Origin of the sequence: Pelosinus fermentans DSM 17108, assembly GCF_000271485.2 — a bacterium.
Lineage (GTDB): Bacteria > Bacillota > Negativicutes > DSM-13327 > DSM-13327 > Pelosinus > Pelosinus fermentans.
Genome location: NZ_AKVN02000001.1, coordinates 1,295,405 through 1,314,054, shown reverse-complemented (window position 1 = coordinate 1,314,054; position 18,650 = coordinate 1,295,405). Strand labels below are relative to the sequence as shown.

At 40.3% G+C, this 18,650-nt stretch carries 17 protein-coding genes; all 17 read right to left on the bottom strand.

Features of this window, described 5'->3' with window-relative positions; translation table 11 throughout:
• Positions 1 to 19 precede the first annotated feature (19 nt).
• The 17 genes from FR7_RS05785 to uxuA all read right to left on the bottom strand — a co-directional run bounded on the left by FR7_RS05785 (position 20) and on the right by uxuA (position 18,416).
• Complete coding sequence (locus FR7_RS05785; RefSeq protein WP_007931484.1) at positions 20 to 565, bottom strand: gamma-glutamylcyclotransferase family protein; 546 nt, start codon at positions 563 to 565, stop codon at positions 20 to 22.
• A gap of 40 nt (positions 566 to 605) precedes the next feature.
• Positions 606 to 1,472, bottom strand: a complete 867-nt coding sequence (locus FR7_RS05780; protein WP_007931485.1) for a beta/alpha barrel domain-containing protein — start codon at positions 1,470 to 1,472, stop codon at positions 606 to 608.
• Between the two features lie 27 nt (positions 1,473 to 1,499).
• Positions 1,500 to 2,585 (bottom strand): homocitrate synthase/isopropylmalate synthase family protein, encoded by a 1,086-nt coding sequence (locus FR7_RS05775; RefSeq protein WP_007950390.1) that lies wholly within the window; start codon positions 2,583 to 2,585, stop codon positions 1,500 to 1,502.
• A gap of 33 nt (positions 2,586 to 2,618) precedes the next feature.
• A complete protein-coding gene (gene nifB / locus FR7_RS05770) occupies positions 2,619 to 3,542 on the bottom strand; it encodes a nitrogenase cofactor biosynthesis protein NifB (RefSeq protein ID WP_007931487.1) in 924 nt (307 codons plus the stop codon).
• Between the two features lie 163 nt (positions 3,543 to 3,705).
• Positions 3,706 to 5,094, bottom strand: a complete 1,389-nt coding sequence (gene anfK, locus FR7_RS05765; protein ID WP_007931488.1) for a Fe-only nitrogenase subunit beta — start codon at positions 5,092 to 5,094, stop codon at positions 3,706 to 3,708.
• A gap of 67 nt (positions 5,095 to 5,161) precedes the next feature.
• Positions 5,162 to 5,512, bottom strand: a complete 351-nt coding sequence (anfG, locus tag FR7_RS05760) for a Fe-only nitrogenase subunit delta (protein WP_007931489.1) — start codon at positions 5,510 to 5,512, stop codon at positions 5,162 to 5,164.
• A 12-nt stretch (positions 5,513 to 5,524) separates the two neighbouring features.
• Positions 5,525 to 7,090 (bottom strand): nitrogenase iron-iron protein, alpha chain, encoded by a 1,566-nt coding sequence (gene anfD / locus FR7_RS05755; RefSeq protein WP_007931490.1) that lies wholly within the window; start codon positions 7,088 to 7,090, stop codon positions 5,525 to 5,527.
• 51 nt (positions 7,091 to 7,141) lie between these two features.
• A complete protein-coding gene (locus tag FR7_RS05750) occupies positions 7,142 to 7,549 on the bottom strand; it encodes a P-II family nitrogen regulator (RefSeq protein WP_007931492.1) in 408 nt (135 codons plus the stop codon).
• A gap of 12 nt (positions 7,550 to 7,561) precedes the next feature.
• Positions 7,562 to 7,888 carry a P-II family nitrogen regulator gene (locus FR7_RS05745; protein ID WP_007931494.1) on the bottom strand — a complete coding sequence of 109 codons (327 nt, stop codon included), beginning with the start codon at positions 7,886 to 7,888 and terminating at the stop codon, positions 7,562 to 7,564.
• 35 nt (positions 7,889 to 7,923) lie between these two features.
• Positions 7,924 to 8,751 carry a nitrogenase iron protein gene (nifH, locus tag FR7_RS05740; protein ID WP_007931496.1) on the bottom strand — a complete coding sequence of 276 codons (828 nt, stop codon included), beginning with the start codon at positions 8,749 to 8,751 and terminating at the stop codon, positions 7,924 to 7,926.
• A gap of 358 nt (positions 8,752 to 9,109) precedes the next feature.
• Positions 9,110 to 10,090: a hypothetical protein gene (locus FR7_RS05735; protein WP_007931498.1), complete on the bottom strand. Its 981-nt coding sequence runs from the start codon at positions 10,088 to 10,090 to the stop codon at positions 9,110 to 9,112.
• A 257-nt stretch (positions 10,091 to 10,347) separates the two neighbouring features.
• Positions 10,348 to 11,511 (bottom strand): LL-diaminopimelate aminotransferase, encoded by a 1,164-nt coding sequence (locus tag FR7_RS05730; RefSeq protein WP_007931500.1) that lies wholly within the window; start codon positions 11,509 to 11,511, stop codon positions 10,348 to 10,350.
• Between the two features lie 227 nt (positions 11,512 to 11,738).
• On the bottom strand, positions 11,739 to 12,686 hold the full coding sequence (locus tag FR7_RS05725) for a sugar kinase (RefSeq protein WP_007931502.1): 948 nt from the start codon (positions 12,684 to 12,686) through the stop codon (positions 11,739 to 11,741).
• Positions 12,687 to 12,789: 103 nt separating this feature from the next.
• Positions 12,790 to 14,196 (bottom strand): glucuronate isomerase, encoded by a 1,407-nt coding sequence (gene uxaC / locus FR7_RS05720; protein WP_007931505.1) that lies wholly within the window; start codon positions 14,194 to 14,196, stop codon positions 12,790 to 12,792.
• Between the two features lie 22 nt (positions 14,197 to 14,218).
• Positions 14,219 to 15,508, bottom strand: coding sequence for an MFS transporter (locus FR7_RS05715; RefSeq protein WP_007931506.1), 1,290 nt, complete (start codon positions 15,506 to 15,508; stop codon positions 14,219 to 14,221).
• Positions 15,509 to 15,703: 195 nt separating this feature from the next.
• Entirely contained in the window at positions 15,704 to 17,323 is a 1,620-nt protein-coding gene (locus FR7_RS05710; protein ID WP_007931508.1) for a mannitol dehydrogenase family protein, read from the bottom strand.
• Positions 17,324 to 17,345: 22 nt separating this feature from the next.
• Positions 17,346 to 18,416 carry a mannonate dehydratase gene (gene uxuA, locus FR7_RS05705; RefSeq protein ID WP_007931509.1) on the bottom strand — a complete coding sequence of 357 codons (1,071 nt, stop codon included), beginning with the start codon at positions 18,414 to 18,416 and terminating at the stop codon, positions 17,346 to 17,348.
• Positions 18,417 to 18,650: the final 234 nt, after the last annotated feature.

Genomic DNA, 18,650 nt, shown 5'->3' with positions numbered 1-18,650 from the left:
CTGGATTTTAAAGAGAATTTTATTCACCACAATCGCCGCAACTGATGTTCATATAACTGAACTTCGATTTTCTCACGAGAGGCACCGCATATGCAGCGGGCTTGGTTATTCTATTCTGCAATAATGCTATATACCCTTCCGGTAAGCCTTGTTCTTTTGCACCTTGTATAATGAAACTTAAATATTCTGCACTAGGAGATGTCTCTTCACCGCCTTTATCTTTTTTATAAATCACAGCATCGATTGCTCTTTGCTCACTATCGATTACATCCAAGGGATAGTGAAAATACTGTCCTGTTCCATCAAAACGGGCGTCTACATAAAAGTCTAGCTGCTCCCGATCAGAAAACTGCAATTCGTATAACACACCCCAAACTTCCGAATCAAGATCAGTAACTACCGTTTCCTGTCCTCCGTCCCATATGGCAGAATATCCATAAAATTCAACTCTGTATCCAGGTAAACGAGCAATTCCGAGCACTTTAGGGTTCAAACATCGTTGCTGCATTTGCATTAAATTCATATTCGAACCATAGGCGAAATAATGATGAGCAATATTTTTCATATTTTTCTCCTCTTTTGGGTAGTACACTTCCTTGTACTCACTACAATATAGTCTTTCGGCAAACGGATCCCACCACGGGACGATAAGGAAATAAAGGTCTATTGCTTGCCTTCGCAACTAAATCGGCTAATGAACCTAAATGACTTGCTTCAATGCCGCAATGATATCCATAAAATTTTTCCAAGGAAGCCACAACTTCCTCTAAGGATGCATTTCCCGCCCGTTCACCAATCCCTGCTAAGGTAACACTTGCAAACTGAACTCCAGCCTGAAAGGCAGCTAACGTATTGGCTGTAGCCAGACCAAAATCATTATGACCATGAAATTCAATAGGAAGGGAACATCGTTTGACTACATCCTGCAAACGATCGAATGTCATAAACGGGTCCAAGCAGCCTACCGTATCGGCAAATCGAATTCTCGTGGCCCCATATTGAGCAGCAACATCAGCAAATTTCAGGAAAAAATCAGAATCTGCTCTTGAAGTATCTTCCGCACCTACTGTAATCGTACAGCCATAACTTTGGACTAGCTGCAATGCCGTCTTCAATTGCTGAATCACCCATTCACGATCTTTTTTCAGCTTTTGGGATATATGCAAATCAGATACTGGTAATGAAATATGAATACAAGAAAAGCCACAGGATAAGGATGCACGAATATCAGCCAATTCTGCCCGATTCCAAGCAATTAAGGTTGTCCGCAAAGGTAATGCCAAAAGAGAACGTAAGGTTTCTTGCTCTTCTTGCCCCATTGCTGGTGTACCAGCCTCAATCCAAGCAACACCAGCCCGATCCAAAGCAATCGCCATATTTATTTTTTCTTCAGTAGAAAAAACAACCCCTGCTGACTGCTCGCCATCACGAAAGGTAGTGTCAACAAGTTGGAATCCCATTTTACCATCCATGGTACAATCCTCCTCTATCCCTGGAAGCTACCCCAACTGACTTTGATCCATTTGATTCCTTCGCCAATATAGCTGATGCAGCTCTAAATCAGATAACGGTCTTTTTTGCACAGATGCGAGTCTCCTGACCTTTTCTAACAATTCTAAGGCTTCTGCCTGATCCAATTCTAAATTCCATTGCAAAAATTTTATTTTAAGAGACGCAGTTCCCGAATGCTTACCAATGATCAATTGCCTGGTTTGCCCCACTTCCTCTGGTTGAATGACTTCATAAAGCAGCGGGTTTTTGGTAATGCCATCCACATGTATTCCTGATTCATGAGCGAATACATCCCGGCCAATCAAAGCCTTATCAACAGGCAGTGAAATCCCCATATAGGATAGTATCTCTATACAATCTGCGGTCAGGGAACTTCCTGACGGCACTTGATCTTGTTTCCATAAATGTTTCACCGCCATCAAGACTTCTTCCATGGCAGCATGATTTGGCGATCCGATACCACTCACTGCTGCTGCCACATATTGAACTCCTGACCTTAGCGCTGCCAAGCTATTGGCAGTAGCTAATCCATAGGTATTATGTCCATGAAATTCGATGGGACAAGGTACTGTCTGCTGCAAGCTCTCTAATTTTCGGCAGACACCCAAAGGCTCCAAGCTGCTTCTCACATCTTGATAAATAAATCGTTTCACCCGATAACGAGATAGTAGTGACCAATAGGAAGTTAACTCAGGTATAGTAAGTTCTTCTGCATTTTCAATACATAAATAGATTTCCTGAGCAAATTCCTGGGCTGCCGTTAATGCTTCTGTAAGTTGATCCAATGAAGACTGAGAGGGCTGATGAAACCAGGAAAGGATTACTTTTGAAAATCCCATTTGTCTGACCTTTGCTATTTCGTCCAAGGAAGAATGAATTTTACAGCGCAGCAGCGGGTGTAAAAGAAGCTGCTTTGGAACACCATCACTTGGCAAATAATCAAGAGATACATCGAAGTTTGCTATTCCATATTTTTTCAAAATCGGTATCATCAACTCAATAGCAGCCATTGATGTACCTAAGCGTAATGCTTCATTGATCGTCTGATCAGACACCATAACCATCTGTCTCATTTGGACCACTCTCCTTCCAATCTTTAACTAGCATTACATTACCTGTTGAAAAACAGTAAGGGATTCCTCATGATCCCGAAATTCTTGGGAACGATCTTCACCAAGCAATCCGATAGCATCTGCACGGCATTGTTTACAGTGGCGCATTTGCATGACATCTAATTCACAGGAATTTCTCATCTCATTAACATCTTTCATGGTAGTCTGAGGGAAATTTTCAAACACACTGCCCGGAGCTGGAATCAGCGGCATAATATTGGTAATATAAACACCAAGTTCCTTCATCTTCTTAACCACTTCTGGAATGTGATGATCATTGATGCCCTTTAACATTACAATATTAATTTTTACAATAATCCCCTGGCTTGTGAGTTTTGAAATACCAGCCAATTGGTTTGCAATCAGAATGGCAACACCCGCTTCTCCTTCGTAATGCTGTCCCTTGTAATTAATATGTTTATAGATCTTTGCCCCAATAGCAGGATCTAAACAATTTACCGTTACTGTAACATGGCTCACGCCAAGTTCTACAATTTCCTGGGCATATTCAGGCAACAGCAAGCCATTTGTCGAAAGACAAAAAACAATCTGCGGTTTTTCTTTACGAATCAGTTCTATAGTATTCCTTGTATTTTCCCAATCAGCTAAAGCATCCCCAGGTCCTGCAATCCCTACTACACTAAGCTCTTCAACCTTTTCACTTACCCTGTCAAACTTTTTCTTGGCCGCTTGTGGCGTAAGTATTTCACTGGTTACACCTGGACGACTCTCATTTACACAGTCAAATTTACGATTACAATAATTACAGCTAATATTACAGTAAGGCGCAACAGGCAGATGCATCCTAGCAAATTTTTGATGAGCGTCAAAGGAGTAACAAGGATGCTTCTGGGTTTTCTCCAACATAGCAGCAGCCGTTTGCATTTTCGTATCCGACGTTGAACCTGGGCAATCCATATTTTTCACCTCAAACTTCTTCTATATTGATCCTCTACCGGAATCCTCTTTTTAATGATTCTGCCAGAACCTGATCATCATCAGGAACTGGCAGAATCTCAATACATAACGGAATATATCTTACATTCATTGCTTGCTTTAGAATCCTATGCATTCCATGTGCTTACCAAACATTAAGAACCCATTCCTTGTTCTTCTTGTATTCCATGTCGGTAAACAGCGTGTTTGCCATTTCTTCACCCAGCCACGTGGCACCTGCGTAGCCGACAACTGGATGACGATACAGTCCTGCACGGTCATAAGTGGGGAAACCTACACGTACCATGGGAATATTGTAATCGATGGAGATAAACCTCCCCTTAGAGTGCCCCAGAATTAGATCAAGTTCGAGTCCCTCGTTTTTAATCCGGTTTTCCAGTTCCCACAAATCCGCATTCATAATGACTTCCATATCAAAAGCAACGTTTTCCTGCAGTGCCTTAATGCGGGGATCGTTGGGATAGGATGTGTTATCATCACCCAAGAGTAACAACATAGGCTTCATCTCCAGATCAAGACAGAACTCTGCAAGACCGATGACAAGATCAGCATTCCCGTAGATAGCGACTTTCTTGTCAGCAAAAAACATATGGGTAAGATCCGTCAGTGCATCAATAGCAATGCCTCGCTCACGAACAAGAGACTCAGGAATTGGCTTGCCAGTCATTTTCTTCACATTCTGAAGAAAAATATCCGTATTGCGGATGCCGATCGGAGTCGGTCCAATAATAGTCGGAATATCAAATTCATTTTCAAGATATTTAGCAGCCTGACCGCCTTCATATCTGTTTAGCGCAATCGTCCCCAGGGCATCGGCTGTTTCGGTCAGATCCGCAATTGTCGTATTACCATAAGATACCGAGTTGCCGTCTGGCATCAGCGGAGAATCAAAACTTTCGATTTCGAAAAGAACATTGGCATCTACCTGCATTTCGGATAGAAGATGTTTAATTGCTGTTACATCCCCCGGATTCACCCATCCAGTGAACAGGTTAATTTTTCCGTTTGGTTTATCTTTTTTGGCAAAATGACTTATAATGTCCTTTACCGCAACATCGTAGCCGCTCACCATACTCCCTTTAAAACTAGGGGAATGAATGGGAATGAGATGAACTTCCCGACCAGCATACTTTTCTTTTAAAAGTCCGTTATTCAGCTTCAAAACGACACCATCAATATCATCACCGATAACTTCTGTTGAGCAGGTTGAGATGATGGGTATAACTTTCACATGAGGATACCGCATCAAGAGCACATCTACCGCTTCTTCCACACGATGGGTAGCACCAAACACTGCACCATCCTCATGGAGGGAAGAAGATGCAAGCTCAAAGCTTTCTTTAAAATGCTGAGAGAACAGCAGGCGGACGAACATAACGCAGCCCTGACCTCCATGAACAATCCCAATACATTCTTTTATTCCTATACTGGCATACTGCGCGCCACAAGGCTGGCATGTTAATATTGGATTGATAACGCCGGCACGCTCTTTGTTTTTCACTTCACATTGCATAGAAATACTCCTTCCTTTTCGTTTCATTTTGCGTCCGCCGTGACGGCACAGTTTTTATCTATACACTTTAATAATGAGGATCGGTAAGCTCTGCATTAAGAGATCCTGTTATCGTTAAATAATCCATGCGCTCTTTGAGTCCCTGCATGAGCAGTTTGATTTCGTCTTTGTCCAAAGCAGCCAACCAGGAATAACGCTTTTTAAAAGCATCTGCCAAACATACGGCATCCACCCAATACACTTTATCCATGGGAGTTTCTTTTTCAACAGGTTCTTCGCATAATATCTGCATGGTTTTCGTCAAGATTCCCTCATTTTGTTTCTCTCTGTCCCAGGCACGAGAGTGGAACTGCCACAAACAATTTTTCATAATATAATCTACTAGTTGCTCAACTCTGTCTTTCATCATATCCTCCATAACTATCCTCCCTTATACCGCTGAGAGTTTTTTTTCTGCTGGGAAATCAGGATACGTCTTGTTGCGCAATGCTGTAATGGTATCATAATTACCCGTATATTCTCTTAGTTCTTTTGAAGCAGTTACTTCTTCACTCAAATTCACATCAGAGATCATCTTTTGTGTTAAGAAGCTTGTCTGGTCAGGTATTTCATCCTTGCTGATGTCCACGAAGGAAAGCTGATGAATCGGCGAATAGATCGCATTGTAGATATCCCTGGCAAACCTGACCCAGCCTTCAAATCCCTTATAAGGGCCATTGTGATAGGCATGGGCATTGAGGTAGGGAACCCTCAGTTTCTTAGCAACTTCACCTGGACGTTTCCCAGTGAAGATAATATCAGGCTTTAACATCTCCAAAGCTTCGAGTGCTTCTAATTCATTAGGATCATCGATAGCAAGGGCACCTTCTTCACACCGGGCTATACCCTTTTCCATGTCACCTTGATGACCAAATTTTGTATAGACAGAGACAACATTGACACCCATATCTTCACGAATAGCATGAGCCCAGTGCCAAAGCTTGGAACCGCCCGGCCACAAACATACTTTCTTACCCTGCAGACGTTCTTTATACCAATCCATTTCCGGTTTCCATCTGGCAGTTTCTTCATCAATGATCGCCTGAGCTCTGTCTTCAATTCCAAAAAACAAGCCCACTTTTCTGAGTGATGTCCCCAATGCTTCAAAGCCGAATCCATCAATATCAAGCCGTGGTGTCCCATATCTTACTTTAAGCTCATTGCAGATATACTCAGCAGAACGGGCACATTCAAGTACGTTAAGATGCGCTCGATGCATAGACCTAAGATCATCATAAGAGCCATTACCAGTAAAGGTGGAAAGAACCTGAATGCCCATTCTTCTGAAATAGTCCACCATGACTTCCTGATCCCCCTGAATGTTATATTCACCTACATAATTGATGACATAGTCACTGGTGATTTTAGGTTCCACATTGCCTACCTTCTGATTAATCCAGGCGATATTGATTTTGTGATGTCCTCCTGACTGGCTCGGTCCCCCGAAGCCAGGAGAATTGCAAACGAAGATATCTACTTCCGGCATTTCCTCCATTACTTCTGCTGCAATAGCATTAATATCGTCCCCGATCAATGCGGAAGCACAAGTTTGGTAGAGAGTCATCCGCTTAATAGTTGGAAATGCTTTAAATGCCTCAATAATATTCTGCTTGAGCAGTTTTTCAGCACCAAATATGATGTGTTTTTCCTTCATATCTGTGGCATAGGTGTATTTAAGCTGAAAGTTATCGTTATCGCTGATATAGCGTTTGGTTTGCCAGGTGTCATAGGTACATCCAACTGGTCCATGGCTCATATGAATAACATCTTTCATCGGTGTACCGATAACATGCTTTGCTCCGCAGTAAGCGCAGCCGCGTTCTGAGATCGACCCCGGAATGGTGTTGAGGTATCCGAGAGGAAGAGCCGAAGTTATATCCTCGCCGGGACCTTTTATAACAGCGTGTTTTTCTCTTTCAGGAATACACTCGCTACATTTAAATTTATGATATGGCATATTGGGTTCCTCCTCTTTTTTTACTAATATAATTACGTTATGATCATTCCACTATATTGCCGCATCTCCGGATTCTCTCGTTCTTACCCTTACTGCATCAAGCACTGGCAATACAAAGATTTTCCCATCACCAACATTGTAATCCGTTCTATTGGCTTCAATGATGGCCGCGACAATCTTAGACACATCTTCGTCATGAGCTAAAACTGTAAACATCCTGCGGGGAAACAAACGAGTCCCGTCTAAGAATTCGGTTATCAGCTTTTCCGTATTATAATCATCTTTTTGAGCTAAGGCTAATAGGGTCGCTCTACGTTCAGCAATTACAGCTTTATCCTCTACTAATCTGCCCCGCCCCATGACCTTTAAAGCTGTAAAACCGGCAGCCCCTACTTGTACCAATGCCTTTTTGGTAGCACTGACCTTATTAATCCGTACTACAGCTATAATTTCTTTCATAAGACCGCCCCCCTATAGCCCAGCAACGCCGCTGGAAACGGTATACACTTCGTCCGTGGAACTGATAAATATTTTCCCGTCGCCAAAAGCCCCCTCATCACCGGTCTTAGCATGGCGGATAATAACATCCAGTACATCCTCTTTATCTTCATCATTAATGACTAACATAATAAGACTTTTCGGAATTTCATCATATATAACATCACCAAACTTGATCCCCTTTTGTTTCCCGCGGCCTACAACATCTACTACAGTAGCAGCATGAAACCCAGCGCTGGAAAGTTCGTCAAGAACTACTTCTTTTTTATCTGGTCTAACAATTGCTCTAACCATAATCATATATGTGTTCTCCCCCTATTTTTTTTGTTAGTCAATTAATCAGCAATACCGTATTTAACAACCATGGCTTCTAATTCATCCATACTGAGAGGTTTAGGAATCACAAAATTCTTATTTTCGATGATCTTGCGTGCCAGCTCTCCGTATTCTAACGCTTGGTTACATTCCGCATCATATTCAACCACTGTTTTTTTGTTGAATTCAGCTTTTTGAACAATATTATCACGAGGTACAAAGTGAATCATTTGTGTGCCGATTGCAGCCGTGAATTCTTCTAAGAATTCTCTTTCCTTATCGACTTTACGGCTGTTGCAAATGACTCCGCCAAGACGAACACCGCTTTGTTTTGCATATTTTACAAGGCCTTTGCAAATATTGTTGGCTGCATAGATGGCCATCATTTCCCCCGAAGCAACGATGTATACTTCCTGCGCCTTGCCATCACGGATCGGCATTGCAAATCCACCGCATACAACATCACCAAGTACATCAAAGAACACAAAATCCAAATCCGATGTATAGGCACCATTCTTTTCCATAAGGTCAATTGCTGTGATTACACCACGACCTGCGCACCCTACCCCAGGTTCCGGACCGCCTGACTCCACGCAGCGAATTCCCAAGTACCCATCTTTTACAACCTTCTCAACGGTAATTTTTTCTTCTCCTTCATCTCGCAGCATATCCATTAATGTTTTTTGATTCATTCCGCCAAGAATCAGACGAGTGGAATCGGCCTTTGGATCACAGCCATGGATAAATACTTTTTGATCATAAAAATGCGCCATTGCTCCTGCAGTATTTTGTTGAGTAGTAGATTTACCAATGCCGCCTTTACCATATATTGCAATTTTTCTTGTCATTTTCAAAAACCACCTTTTACTTTTTTTATTCTCTTTGTTGAAAAAACAGAAACGGAGTGTTATACTATTTACGGGTAAATTAAATGAGCCTAGTGCCACTGGGATTAAAAAGTTTGCCTGGCTTCATGGGTACCACGAATACTCATGAAGCATTTTATCGCTTACTCCTATAAAATCACCCCCTTCAATTAATAATGAGACCTATTTATATGTGAAAAATGGGTAAACCAAATAGACCTAGCGCCACTGGGATTAAAATTTTCACTCCCTTTACAAGTACCACGAATACTGATAAAGGTTTTTACTTTGCTTCATGAGTACCACGAATACTCATGAAGCTTTTATTGTTTTTATGATTTCAATTACATTTGGCTTCTAAAGATATCCTGCCTGTACTCTCTAACTCATCCGCGAAACCTAAGAGATTACGCCTTTGATGAAAGGGACAGAAGGCATTATATTTTATCATCCATCGATCAAAAGCTGGCTGAATCATTAATAATGATACGTCAAGTGCTTCTGCATTACTAAAAAAGCTATCTAAAAAATCTCGCTGAAAACGTTGTATGATCCCAAACTCATGCTTAGGCTCTAACCACTCAATGCCCATTGCTATAATACTGTCCTTAATTTTGGCTTCTTCTGCTTCCCAATGATCTCGAGTCGATTTGACAGAATGTAAAATTCCATGAATCTCATAACCTCTGCTTTGATAAAAGGGAACAATTTTTTCCTGCAGCAGCTTTAATCCTATTTCTCCTGAGCAACGACGACTCACTTTACCAAAAGCATAGCCATTAAATAAATCAAATACTAAGTGAAGATAAAACATTTTATTTAACCTTCGAAAAAAGACACATTCATATACAAGTAATTCACCAGGTCTATCTGCCAGAAAATCTCGATCACGAAATGCCGGATTCAGCCTTTCGATAAACTGTACCTGTTTTTTGTCTAACTCTATTTCGTTATTAAAATAGAGCCGCATTAACTCCAGGCAAACATCTTCTCTCCTTTCAATGCCACATTCTCTGCGCAAATCTCGCAACTCTTCCATTGTCATAGAAATACTGCGCTTATTAAAAAAATCCAATATACGAAAATCATTCCAGAAGGGATAGTCCAAACAAATCGTCATTAATAGATTTCTAAGTTTTTCACTAGCAACGTTATTACTTGCGGCAGAAGGGATAGTCTCAGAAACAATAGTAGCCTGCTTTTTCTCACTCCAATACGAATCCCTGGTAAACCCAATCGATCCATCTGGCGCATCCGCTTCTACATCTCCCATTATCACTAGCTGCAGTCCTGTCAAAACAAATGTGCTATCATCCGACACTATACTCACACCTCCTTATAAAAGTAATAGCCGACCAGAATGCACACAGGCATTCGGTCGGCACTTCGTTGTACTCTTAACCAAAGACAACTTAAACATCATTAACTTAACTTGTTTTGATTATACATCATGTTTTTATGCATTGCAATACATTTAAGTTAGTTTTATTATTGTTGTTATATTCTGATTTTCATCTCTTATTCTCTATAATTCATGACCTGCAATAGCAACAGTCTCATCCCCTTGATACGTCTTGTTTATCTCAGCCATTTCTTTATTCTTGCCACTGCTTCCGCCAATCGCTCTTCTGGCTGTACCAAAGCAATTCTGACAAAGCCCTCCCCGCAATCACCAAAGGCTTTACCCGGAACGACTGCTACGCCTGTATGATTGAGCAGGTCAACAGCAAAATCAAAAGAACTTTGCTTTGTAGGCACCTTAGCCCATATGTACATAGACGCTTTTGGACGTTCTACATGCCATCCTATACGATTAAAACCATCCACAATGATATCACGACGCCTTTGATAAGCTGCGGCCGTTTCTCTTACACAATCCTGGGGACCTGTTAACGCAGCAATTGCAGCAAGCTGCACGGGTGCAAATATTCCATAGTCAAAATTTGATTTTAGACGCCCCAGCAGCGATATAACCTGGGAATTACCAACAACATATGCAATCCGACAGCCGCACATGTTATAGCTTTTGGACAGGGAATTAAACTCGATGCCAATTTCTTTCGCCCCTGGAATACTCAAAAAGCTCTCTGGACGATAATCATCAAAGACTAATTCACTATATGCAAAATCACTACAAACCACAAACTGATACTGATGTGCCAATGCCACCACTTTTTCATAAAACTCACGTGTTGCCGTAGCAGCTAATGGGTTATTGGGATAATTCAAAATCATGAGTTTAGTACGTTTTAATATGTCTTCGTCAATCCCGTCCAAATCTGGCAGATAATTATTTTCGGCAGTTAAACACATCTTATGCAGCTGGGCTCCGGCAATATGTGGACCTGTGCTGAAAATAGGATATCCCGGATCAGGAATAAGCACTACATCTCCTGGATTCACCAGACAAAGTCCAATATGAGCCAAACCTTCCTGAGAACCAATCAGAGAATGAACTTCGGTATTGGGATCTAATTGTACATCAAATTTTTTATTATACCACCCGGCAATCGCCTGCAGCAGTTCCGGTTTACCTTTGGATAAGGTATAGCCATAATTACCACCGCACTCCACTGCCTGTTTCATGGCTTCTATAATATGTGGTGCCGGAGCCATATCCGGATTTCCAATGGAAAGTTGAATGATATCCACACCAGAGGCTGCTGCCTTCTTCTGCAGTTCTTCTAATTGCGAAAAAATTGCTGATGTCAATCCTTTCATGCGCTCAGCTTGCTGGATCATATGATCTTTCATCTCCTCAAACAATTTTCATTCCTTAGTTAACTTCAATTGTATTTATTTAATAGCTTACTACAGATTTCTACATATACTCTCTGCACCCCTGCAAAAAAAATTAATAATGCTTTATAAATGACGAAATCGCAATTTACAAAGCATTATTCTACCGCTGCATATTTACTTTTTATCGATTACGGGCAGCTTTAACTTTCTCAACAAACTCTTTAGCCTTACCTGCTAAGATATTCGTCAAGTTCTTTACGTGTGGGATAGCCATCAGAATCGCCTTTTACCATAACAGCAAGTGAACCAATTGCATTTCCGCGGCGAACAGATTCGTTTAGAGGTAGTCCCTCAAGAATCCCGGAAAGTACACCGACTGCAAATCCGTCACCAGCACCAACAGTATCTACAACACGTTTGACTTCGAATCCCTTTTCATACCCATCAATTATCTCATCATCTGCCATTTTCATTGAGTAATATGCTCCTACTGCGCCGTCTTTCATAATGACAAAGCGAATTCCTTTGGAATGGAAAGCTGTTGAAATATCCTTCCACTCCAAGCTCCCTACTAATAGCTCCGCTTCCTGGATTCCAGGCAGTATAATATCGGCTTGCTGCGCAATCTCTAATAGTATGCGCCTTGACTCCTCACCCCTCCAAAGTTGTTTGCGTATGTTAGGATCGAAGGATATAAGTAACCCTTTCTCCTTGGCAAGGGCAATTGCAGCAAATGCTGTTTCCTGACATTCTGGACTCAGCATAGGAAAGATACCTGTAATATGGAGTATTTTTGCATTATCAAAATAACTATCAATTAAGGCTGATGGATTCATATGGCTAGCAGCTGAGTTTTCCCGATAATAATAAATTTTAGGATCACCTATGTCACTTTGCTCTTTTAACATCATACCTGTTCGATAGTTTGGAGATACCGTAATAAGTTCAGTATCTACGCCCTCACCACGAATGTTCTTCCGTATATATGTACCAAAGGGGTCATCACCAATGGAACTAATCCATCCGGCCTGATGGCCTAAACGGGATAAGCCAATGGCTACATTCGATTCTGCGCCGGCAACTTTACGGGTAAAACTGGTTACAAATTCTAGCGGCCCGCTTTGCTCTGCAATCATTAGAACCATGCTCTCACCAATCGTTATTACTGCTGGCATACGCTTTTCGGCACCTCATTTCAATTGTTTGCCTATTGTTTTTATAGACAAGCATAACAGATTTTTGACAGTAAACTTATTTGTACTGTTTTTAGGGTGAGGTTTACTCTACTTCAACATTCAAATAATCTTTAATATTATTAAAACATATACCTTTTATCATTTTACCTAAGAAATCAAAATCTTGATAATAGCTGCCTTGCTCTACCCAGTTTCCTACAAGATTACATACAATTCGTCTAAAATATTCATGCCTTGTGTAAGAAATAAAACTTCTGGAATCAGTTAGCATCCCAACGAACCGGGAAAATAATCCAATGCTTGACAGAGCCTTCATTTGGTCGATCATACCTTCTTCATGGTCATTAAACCACCATGCCGATCCAAATTGAACTTTCCCCGGTATATCACTTTGGAAATTTCCCGCCATCGCTGCCAGCATATAATTATCTCTAGGATTCAAACAATACAAGATTGTTTTAGGAAGTAACTGTACTGTATCTAGTGCATCCAAGAAAAGAGATAATTCATCGGCAATATTATAATCTGCTATCGTATCAAAGCCAGTATTAATGCCAATTGAACGTAACATTCTAGTGTTTGTATTACGTATTGCTCCAAGGTGGATTTGCATAGCCCAGCCATGCCGTGCATATTCTTTTCCCAAAAAAATTAAAATTGCCGAACGAAATTTAACTTGTTCTTCAATCGATATCGCTTGCTTATCAAAACGTTTATCAAATATGTTATGTATCTCAGCGAGATTGGCTTCCCTATAAAAATGTTCCGGTAACCCATGATCAGATAAACGGCAGCCAACTTCGTGAAAATCCTGTATCCTACGTTTTAATGCCGCAAGATAATCCTCAAATGTTTCAATGGCAATGCCAGTAATATTCCCCAATTTATTCAGCCAGTTACGGAATTTCTCATGACCAACTTCTAAAGCCATATCAGGCCTAAATGTTGGAAGAACTTTTACGTCAAATGTTTCATCCGCCTTTATCCTCTTATGATACTCTAAGGTATCTACCGGATCATCCGTTGTACAAAGGGCTTTGACATTGGACCGTTTGATCAGATTTCTTGCTGAAAAATCTTCTTGCTGGAGCATATCATTACATTTATTCCAGATTGCATCTGCAGTTTCCAGGGTTAGCTGATTCTGAATTCCAAAATAGTGTCGAAGCTCAAAATATGTCCATTGGAATAAAGGATTTCCTATAGTATAGGGAACTGTTTCAGCCCATTTTTTAAACTTCTCATAATCACTTTTATTGCCTGTAATATACTCTTCCGATATGCCGTTAGCTCTTAATGCTCTCCATTTGTAATGATCCCCACTGAGCCAGAGCTGTGTTATATTCTCAAACTTTTTGTCATCTGCAATTTCTTGAACAGGGAGATGGCAATGATAATCAAAAATAGGCATATCTTTTGCATACTCAAAATATAATTTTTTAGCCGTTTTTGTCTCCAAAAGATAATTTTCATCCATAAATCCATTCATGTATATCACCTATCATTCATTTTTATACAATTACTTCCTGATTCTTAGGAACTTTAGGTCCATTTACGAAGAAAGCAACAGCTAATGCGCCTATCATAGCCAGACTTGCTGCCAACACAAATGCAGATGTATATTGACCAGTTGTTTGTACCAGCCATCCCGTTATTGATGGTCCCAAGATTCCGGAAACATTGGCCATTGCATGAATAAATCCGCTGGTTCCGCCAACTCTATCCCTTGGCACAATATCTTGGATAATAGCCCAATACGTTGTAGCCTGTAAATATAAAAAGCAAATACCTACGGTCATTAGAGAAACCGCCGACACCACATCATTAACAAAACCGGTTAAGCCAACACATAGCGCAGCTAGCATCAGACAAGTCACTAAAACGACTTTTCTGGAAAAGAGCAATTTTCCTGTCTTCCTGTATATATAGTCAATAATAATACTGCCAAGAAGTTGGCCGATAGCTCCCGCTATCCATGGAATCATCGCAGCAAAGCCCATTTCCTTAATACTCAGATGCCTTGCATCTACTAGATAGGTAGGAAACCATGTAAGAAAAAAGAATAGCGTATAATTATATCCAAACATTCCCAACAACAAAGCAAATATCCTCTTTTGCTTAATAATCGACAGCAGTGAAACTTTAACTTGAGCTGAAGCAGTTGGCTCAGTACTTGCTATTTCAATCCTGCCTGCATTTATTTCTGCTACTTCTTCCTTAGATACCATGGGATGGTCTTCTGGCTTATCAGCACTTACCTTCCACCATACTAACGCCCATATGAAACCAATTACCCCTAAAATAATGAAAGTTGCTTCCCACCCCCACGCCAAAGAGGCAAATGCGACAATTGGAGCAGATAACGCTCCGCCAACGGGAGCACCCCCATTACAAATCCCAACTGCAGTCGCCCTTTCTTTGACAGGTATCCAATTGTTCATAGTCTTATTTGTGGTGGCGGTAATTGGTCCTTCACCAAAGCCAAAGAAAAGTCGGACGATAAGCAATGACACAAAATTATATGCTCCTGCTGTTAGTCCACAAAAAAGTGACCAAACAACCATGGCTGATCCCATAACTTTCTTGGGTCCCACTTTATCTGAAAGATAACCGCCTACGAAATTAAAAAGGGCATAACCTACAAAAAAACTACTCAAAATCAACCCTGATTCAAAAGGTGTCAATTCAAATCGTTTATTCAATATTGGTAAGGCAACTGACATGGCTGTTCTATCAACATAGTTTAGAGCATTACCTAGAAATAGCATGAGTACAATGTTCCACCGATACTTTTTAAACATTTTTAAATTCCTCCTAATAATAATTCAGCAAATTTAATATGTTTTGATAAATGTAAAGATTTTGTTTTTTCTCTTTATATCTACATTAGATCAAGCAACAGTATCCATTCTCTGTAAGATAAACCCAGAAGCGTTTTTGAGCCGATGCTCCTGAGTTTATCTTTTATATACATCTTATGTAATACTATGTTTTTTTTAATTCTTTACATATTTTTGTAAGGTAGCTTTTACAGCACCTGGGCCAGAAATCATTTCTTTAAAATAGTCTTCAATCTTTTCTCCCAAGCCAACGCTATAAAGATTTACACCAAAAATTTCTTCATTGGAAAGTATCGGCTGCAAAGAATCTCCCACAGATTCTACATTCCCCATTTTTATTCCTGAAATATAGGTTTTTAAGGTAGATAACAATGGATCAGAACTTAAACTCATTTCAGCATCTTGGTCATCGATTCCCATCAAATACCTGCACCATCCGGCAATTACCAAAGGAATAAAGGTAAGGCTCGCTGGATCCAAATCAACCCTTTCAGAGTACGCTTTGATTGTCTCTCCAAAACGTATTCCTACTTTTTGCGATGTGTCGGATGCAATCCGTTGTGGGGTATCGGGGATATACGGATTAGGAAACCTTACTTCAATCACTTCTTTAATAAAAGCTTTTGGATCCACAATTTGCGGATCTACAACTACCGGCATACCTTCCTCGTAGCCTATCTTTTCTACCAATTTTCTTAAATTTGGATCTTTCATCTCATCGGCAATTAATGTATACCCTAACAAACAACCAAAAACTGCAAGAGAAGTATGCAGGGGATTTAAGCAGGTACACACCTTCATCTTCTCAACTCTATCTACGGTCTGTTTATCAGTAAAGATCACGCCTACGTGCTCTAACGGCATACGTCCATTGGGAAACTTATCTTCTATTACTAAGTACTGAGGCTTTTCGGCATTCACAAAAGGAGCGATAAATGTGTTTTTTGTTGTACAAAGAATATCTGTACTTCCAAAACCACTTTGATTCAATGTGTTTTTAACGCTTTCGGCAGGTCGAGGTGTGATTTTATCAATCATACTCCAGGGAAAAGATACTTTTTCCGGAGTATTTATGTAGTTCAAAAAGCCCTCTTCCACCAAACCCAGCTCAACCCATTTTCTACAAATTGCTTCTACAGCGCGATAAAGTTTATCTCCATTATGGGAGCAGTTATCCATACTAACAAAAGCAATTGGCAGCTCTCCATGTTGATAACGGGTGTAAGCTAATGATGCAATTTTAGCCATCACACTTTTTGGATTATCCGGCCCCTTCTTCATATCTTCCCGTACATCGGCAGAATAATTTCCTGCTGCATTCTTTAAACTATAACCTTTTTCTGTGATTGTAAAACTTGCTACCTGCAGCGAAGGTTTCGAAAAGATGGTTTGTATTCTCTGCCAGTCATTTGCTCTTGAGGGGTCTCCCACTAGACTTTCGCCTATGCTGCCAATAATTTTTTTATCCAAGCTGCCATCGGTATTCATAATGGCTAACAAACCTAAATTATCATAAGGAGCATATATTTTATCGATAATTTCGCTATCATAGGTTTCCACTACAACAATTCCTGAATCTACTGTTCCTGAATTCAAAAGTGATTGTTGCAGCATGGCAATAAATCCTCTAAAAATATTACCAGCCCCGAAGTGCACCCATGTAGGATTTTCCTTTGTCAAAGCGGTCATTTTCTCATGATTGAAATTCAAATTTTCTATGCCTGCTTGTTCCCATAAGCTGGTATCTTTTATACTTTCTTTGTTTAGGACTAACATGACAAAGCTCCTTTCACTTCTATTACTTACCCGCACTTCTCACAATAGCATCCCAAAGGCCACACAAATAATTGGCCCCTAAGGCTCTATCATATAAGCCGTAACCCGGTCTGCCTTTTTCATCCCAGATCATTCGCCCATGGTCAGGTCTTATCGGCCCTGTAAAACCAATATCGTGGAATGCCTTCATAACTTCATACATGTCAATAGAACCTTCATCCGCTTTATGAGCCGTCTCATTAAAGATTCCAGGTTCATGAACCTGTACGTTACGCACATGTCCAAAAGCAACGCGATCACCAAAGTAACGAATAATGTCCGGTATATTATTCTCCAGATTTGCTCCCAATGATCCGCTGCATATGGTCAAGCCATTGCTAGGGCTGTCGACCATATCAACAATTCTTTTCAAATTTTTCTTGGAAGTTACAATCCTGGGAAGCCCAAATACCGGGAAGGGTGGATCATCCGGATGGATTGCCATTTTGATGCCATATTCCTCTGCGGCAGGTACTACTGCTTTCAAGAAATACTCTAAATGACCAAATAGCCTTTCTTCATCAATATCTTTATATAAATCAAAAAGATGTTTTAATTCTTTTAAGCGCCAGTCTTCCCAGCCCGGAAGCTCAAATCCATTGGAATTTGCCTGCATTTCTTCTACCATTTTTTGCGGATCTTTGCCTTGAATCAATCGAACATCAAAATCCAAAGCAGTTGAACCATCTGGCAGCACTTTGGCTAAATCGGTTCGTGTCCAATCAAATACTGGCATAAAGTTGTAACAAACCACCTTTACTCCAGCTTGCCCTAGATTTTTCAACGATATGATGTAATTTTCAATATACTGATCTCGTGATGAAAGTCCCAACTTAATATCTTCATGAACATTAACACTTTCAATCGTTTCCAGTAATAATCCCTGATCTTCGATCTCCTTCTTCAATGCAAGGATTTTATCTAATGGCCAAACTTCACCAACTGGAACATCAAATAATGCTCCTACTACTCCTTTCATTCCAGGAATTTGCCGGATATTTTGTAAGGATATGGAATCATTTTCTGTGCCGTACCAACGAAATGACATAATCATTTACATTCGGACCCCCTTTAAAGTTAAAATAACAAATGGATGTACTAGCATTATCGATAACTACGAATTCATCAACGTAAGGAGAATTCATTCCCATTTGTTTATTACTCAAATTCTAACATACTACCATACTAGTGTAAATACCATTTATCAGTATTTTATAATAAAGTCAGTATTTTTAGTTTTTTGCTGCATCATGCCTACAATTAATATAGCCACCCAAAAGAGTACATC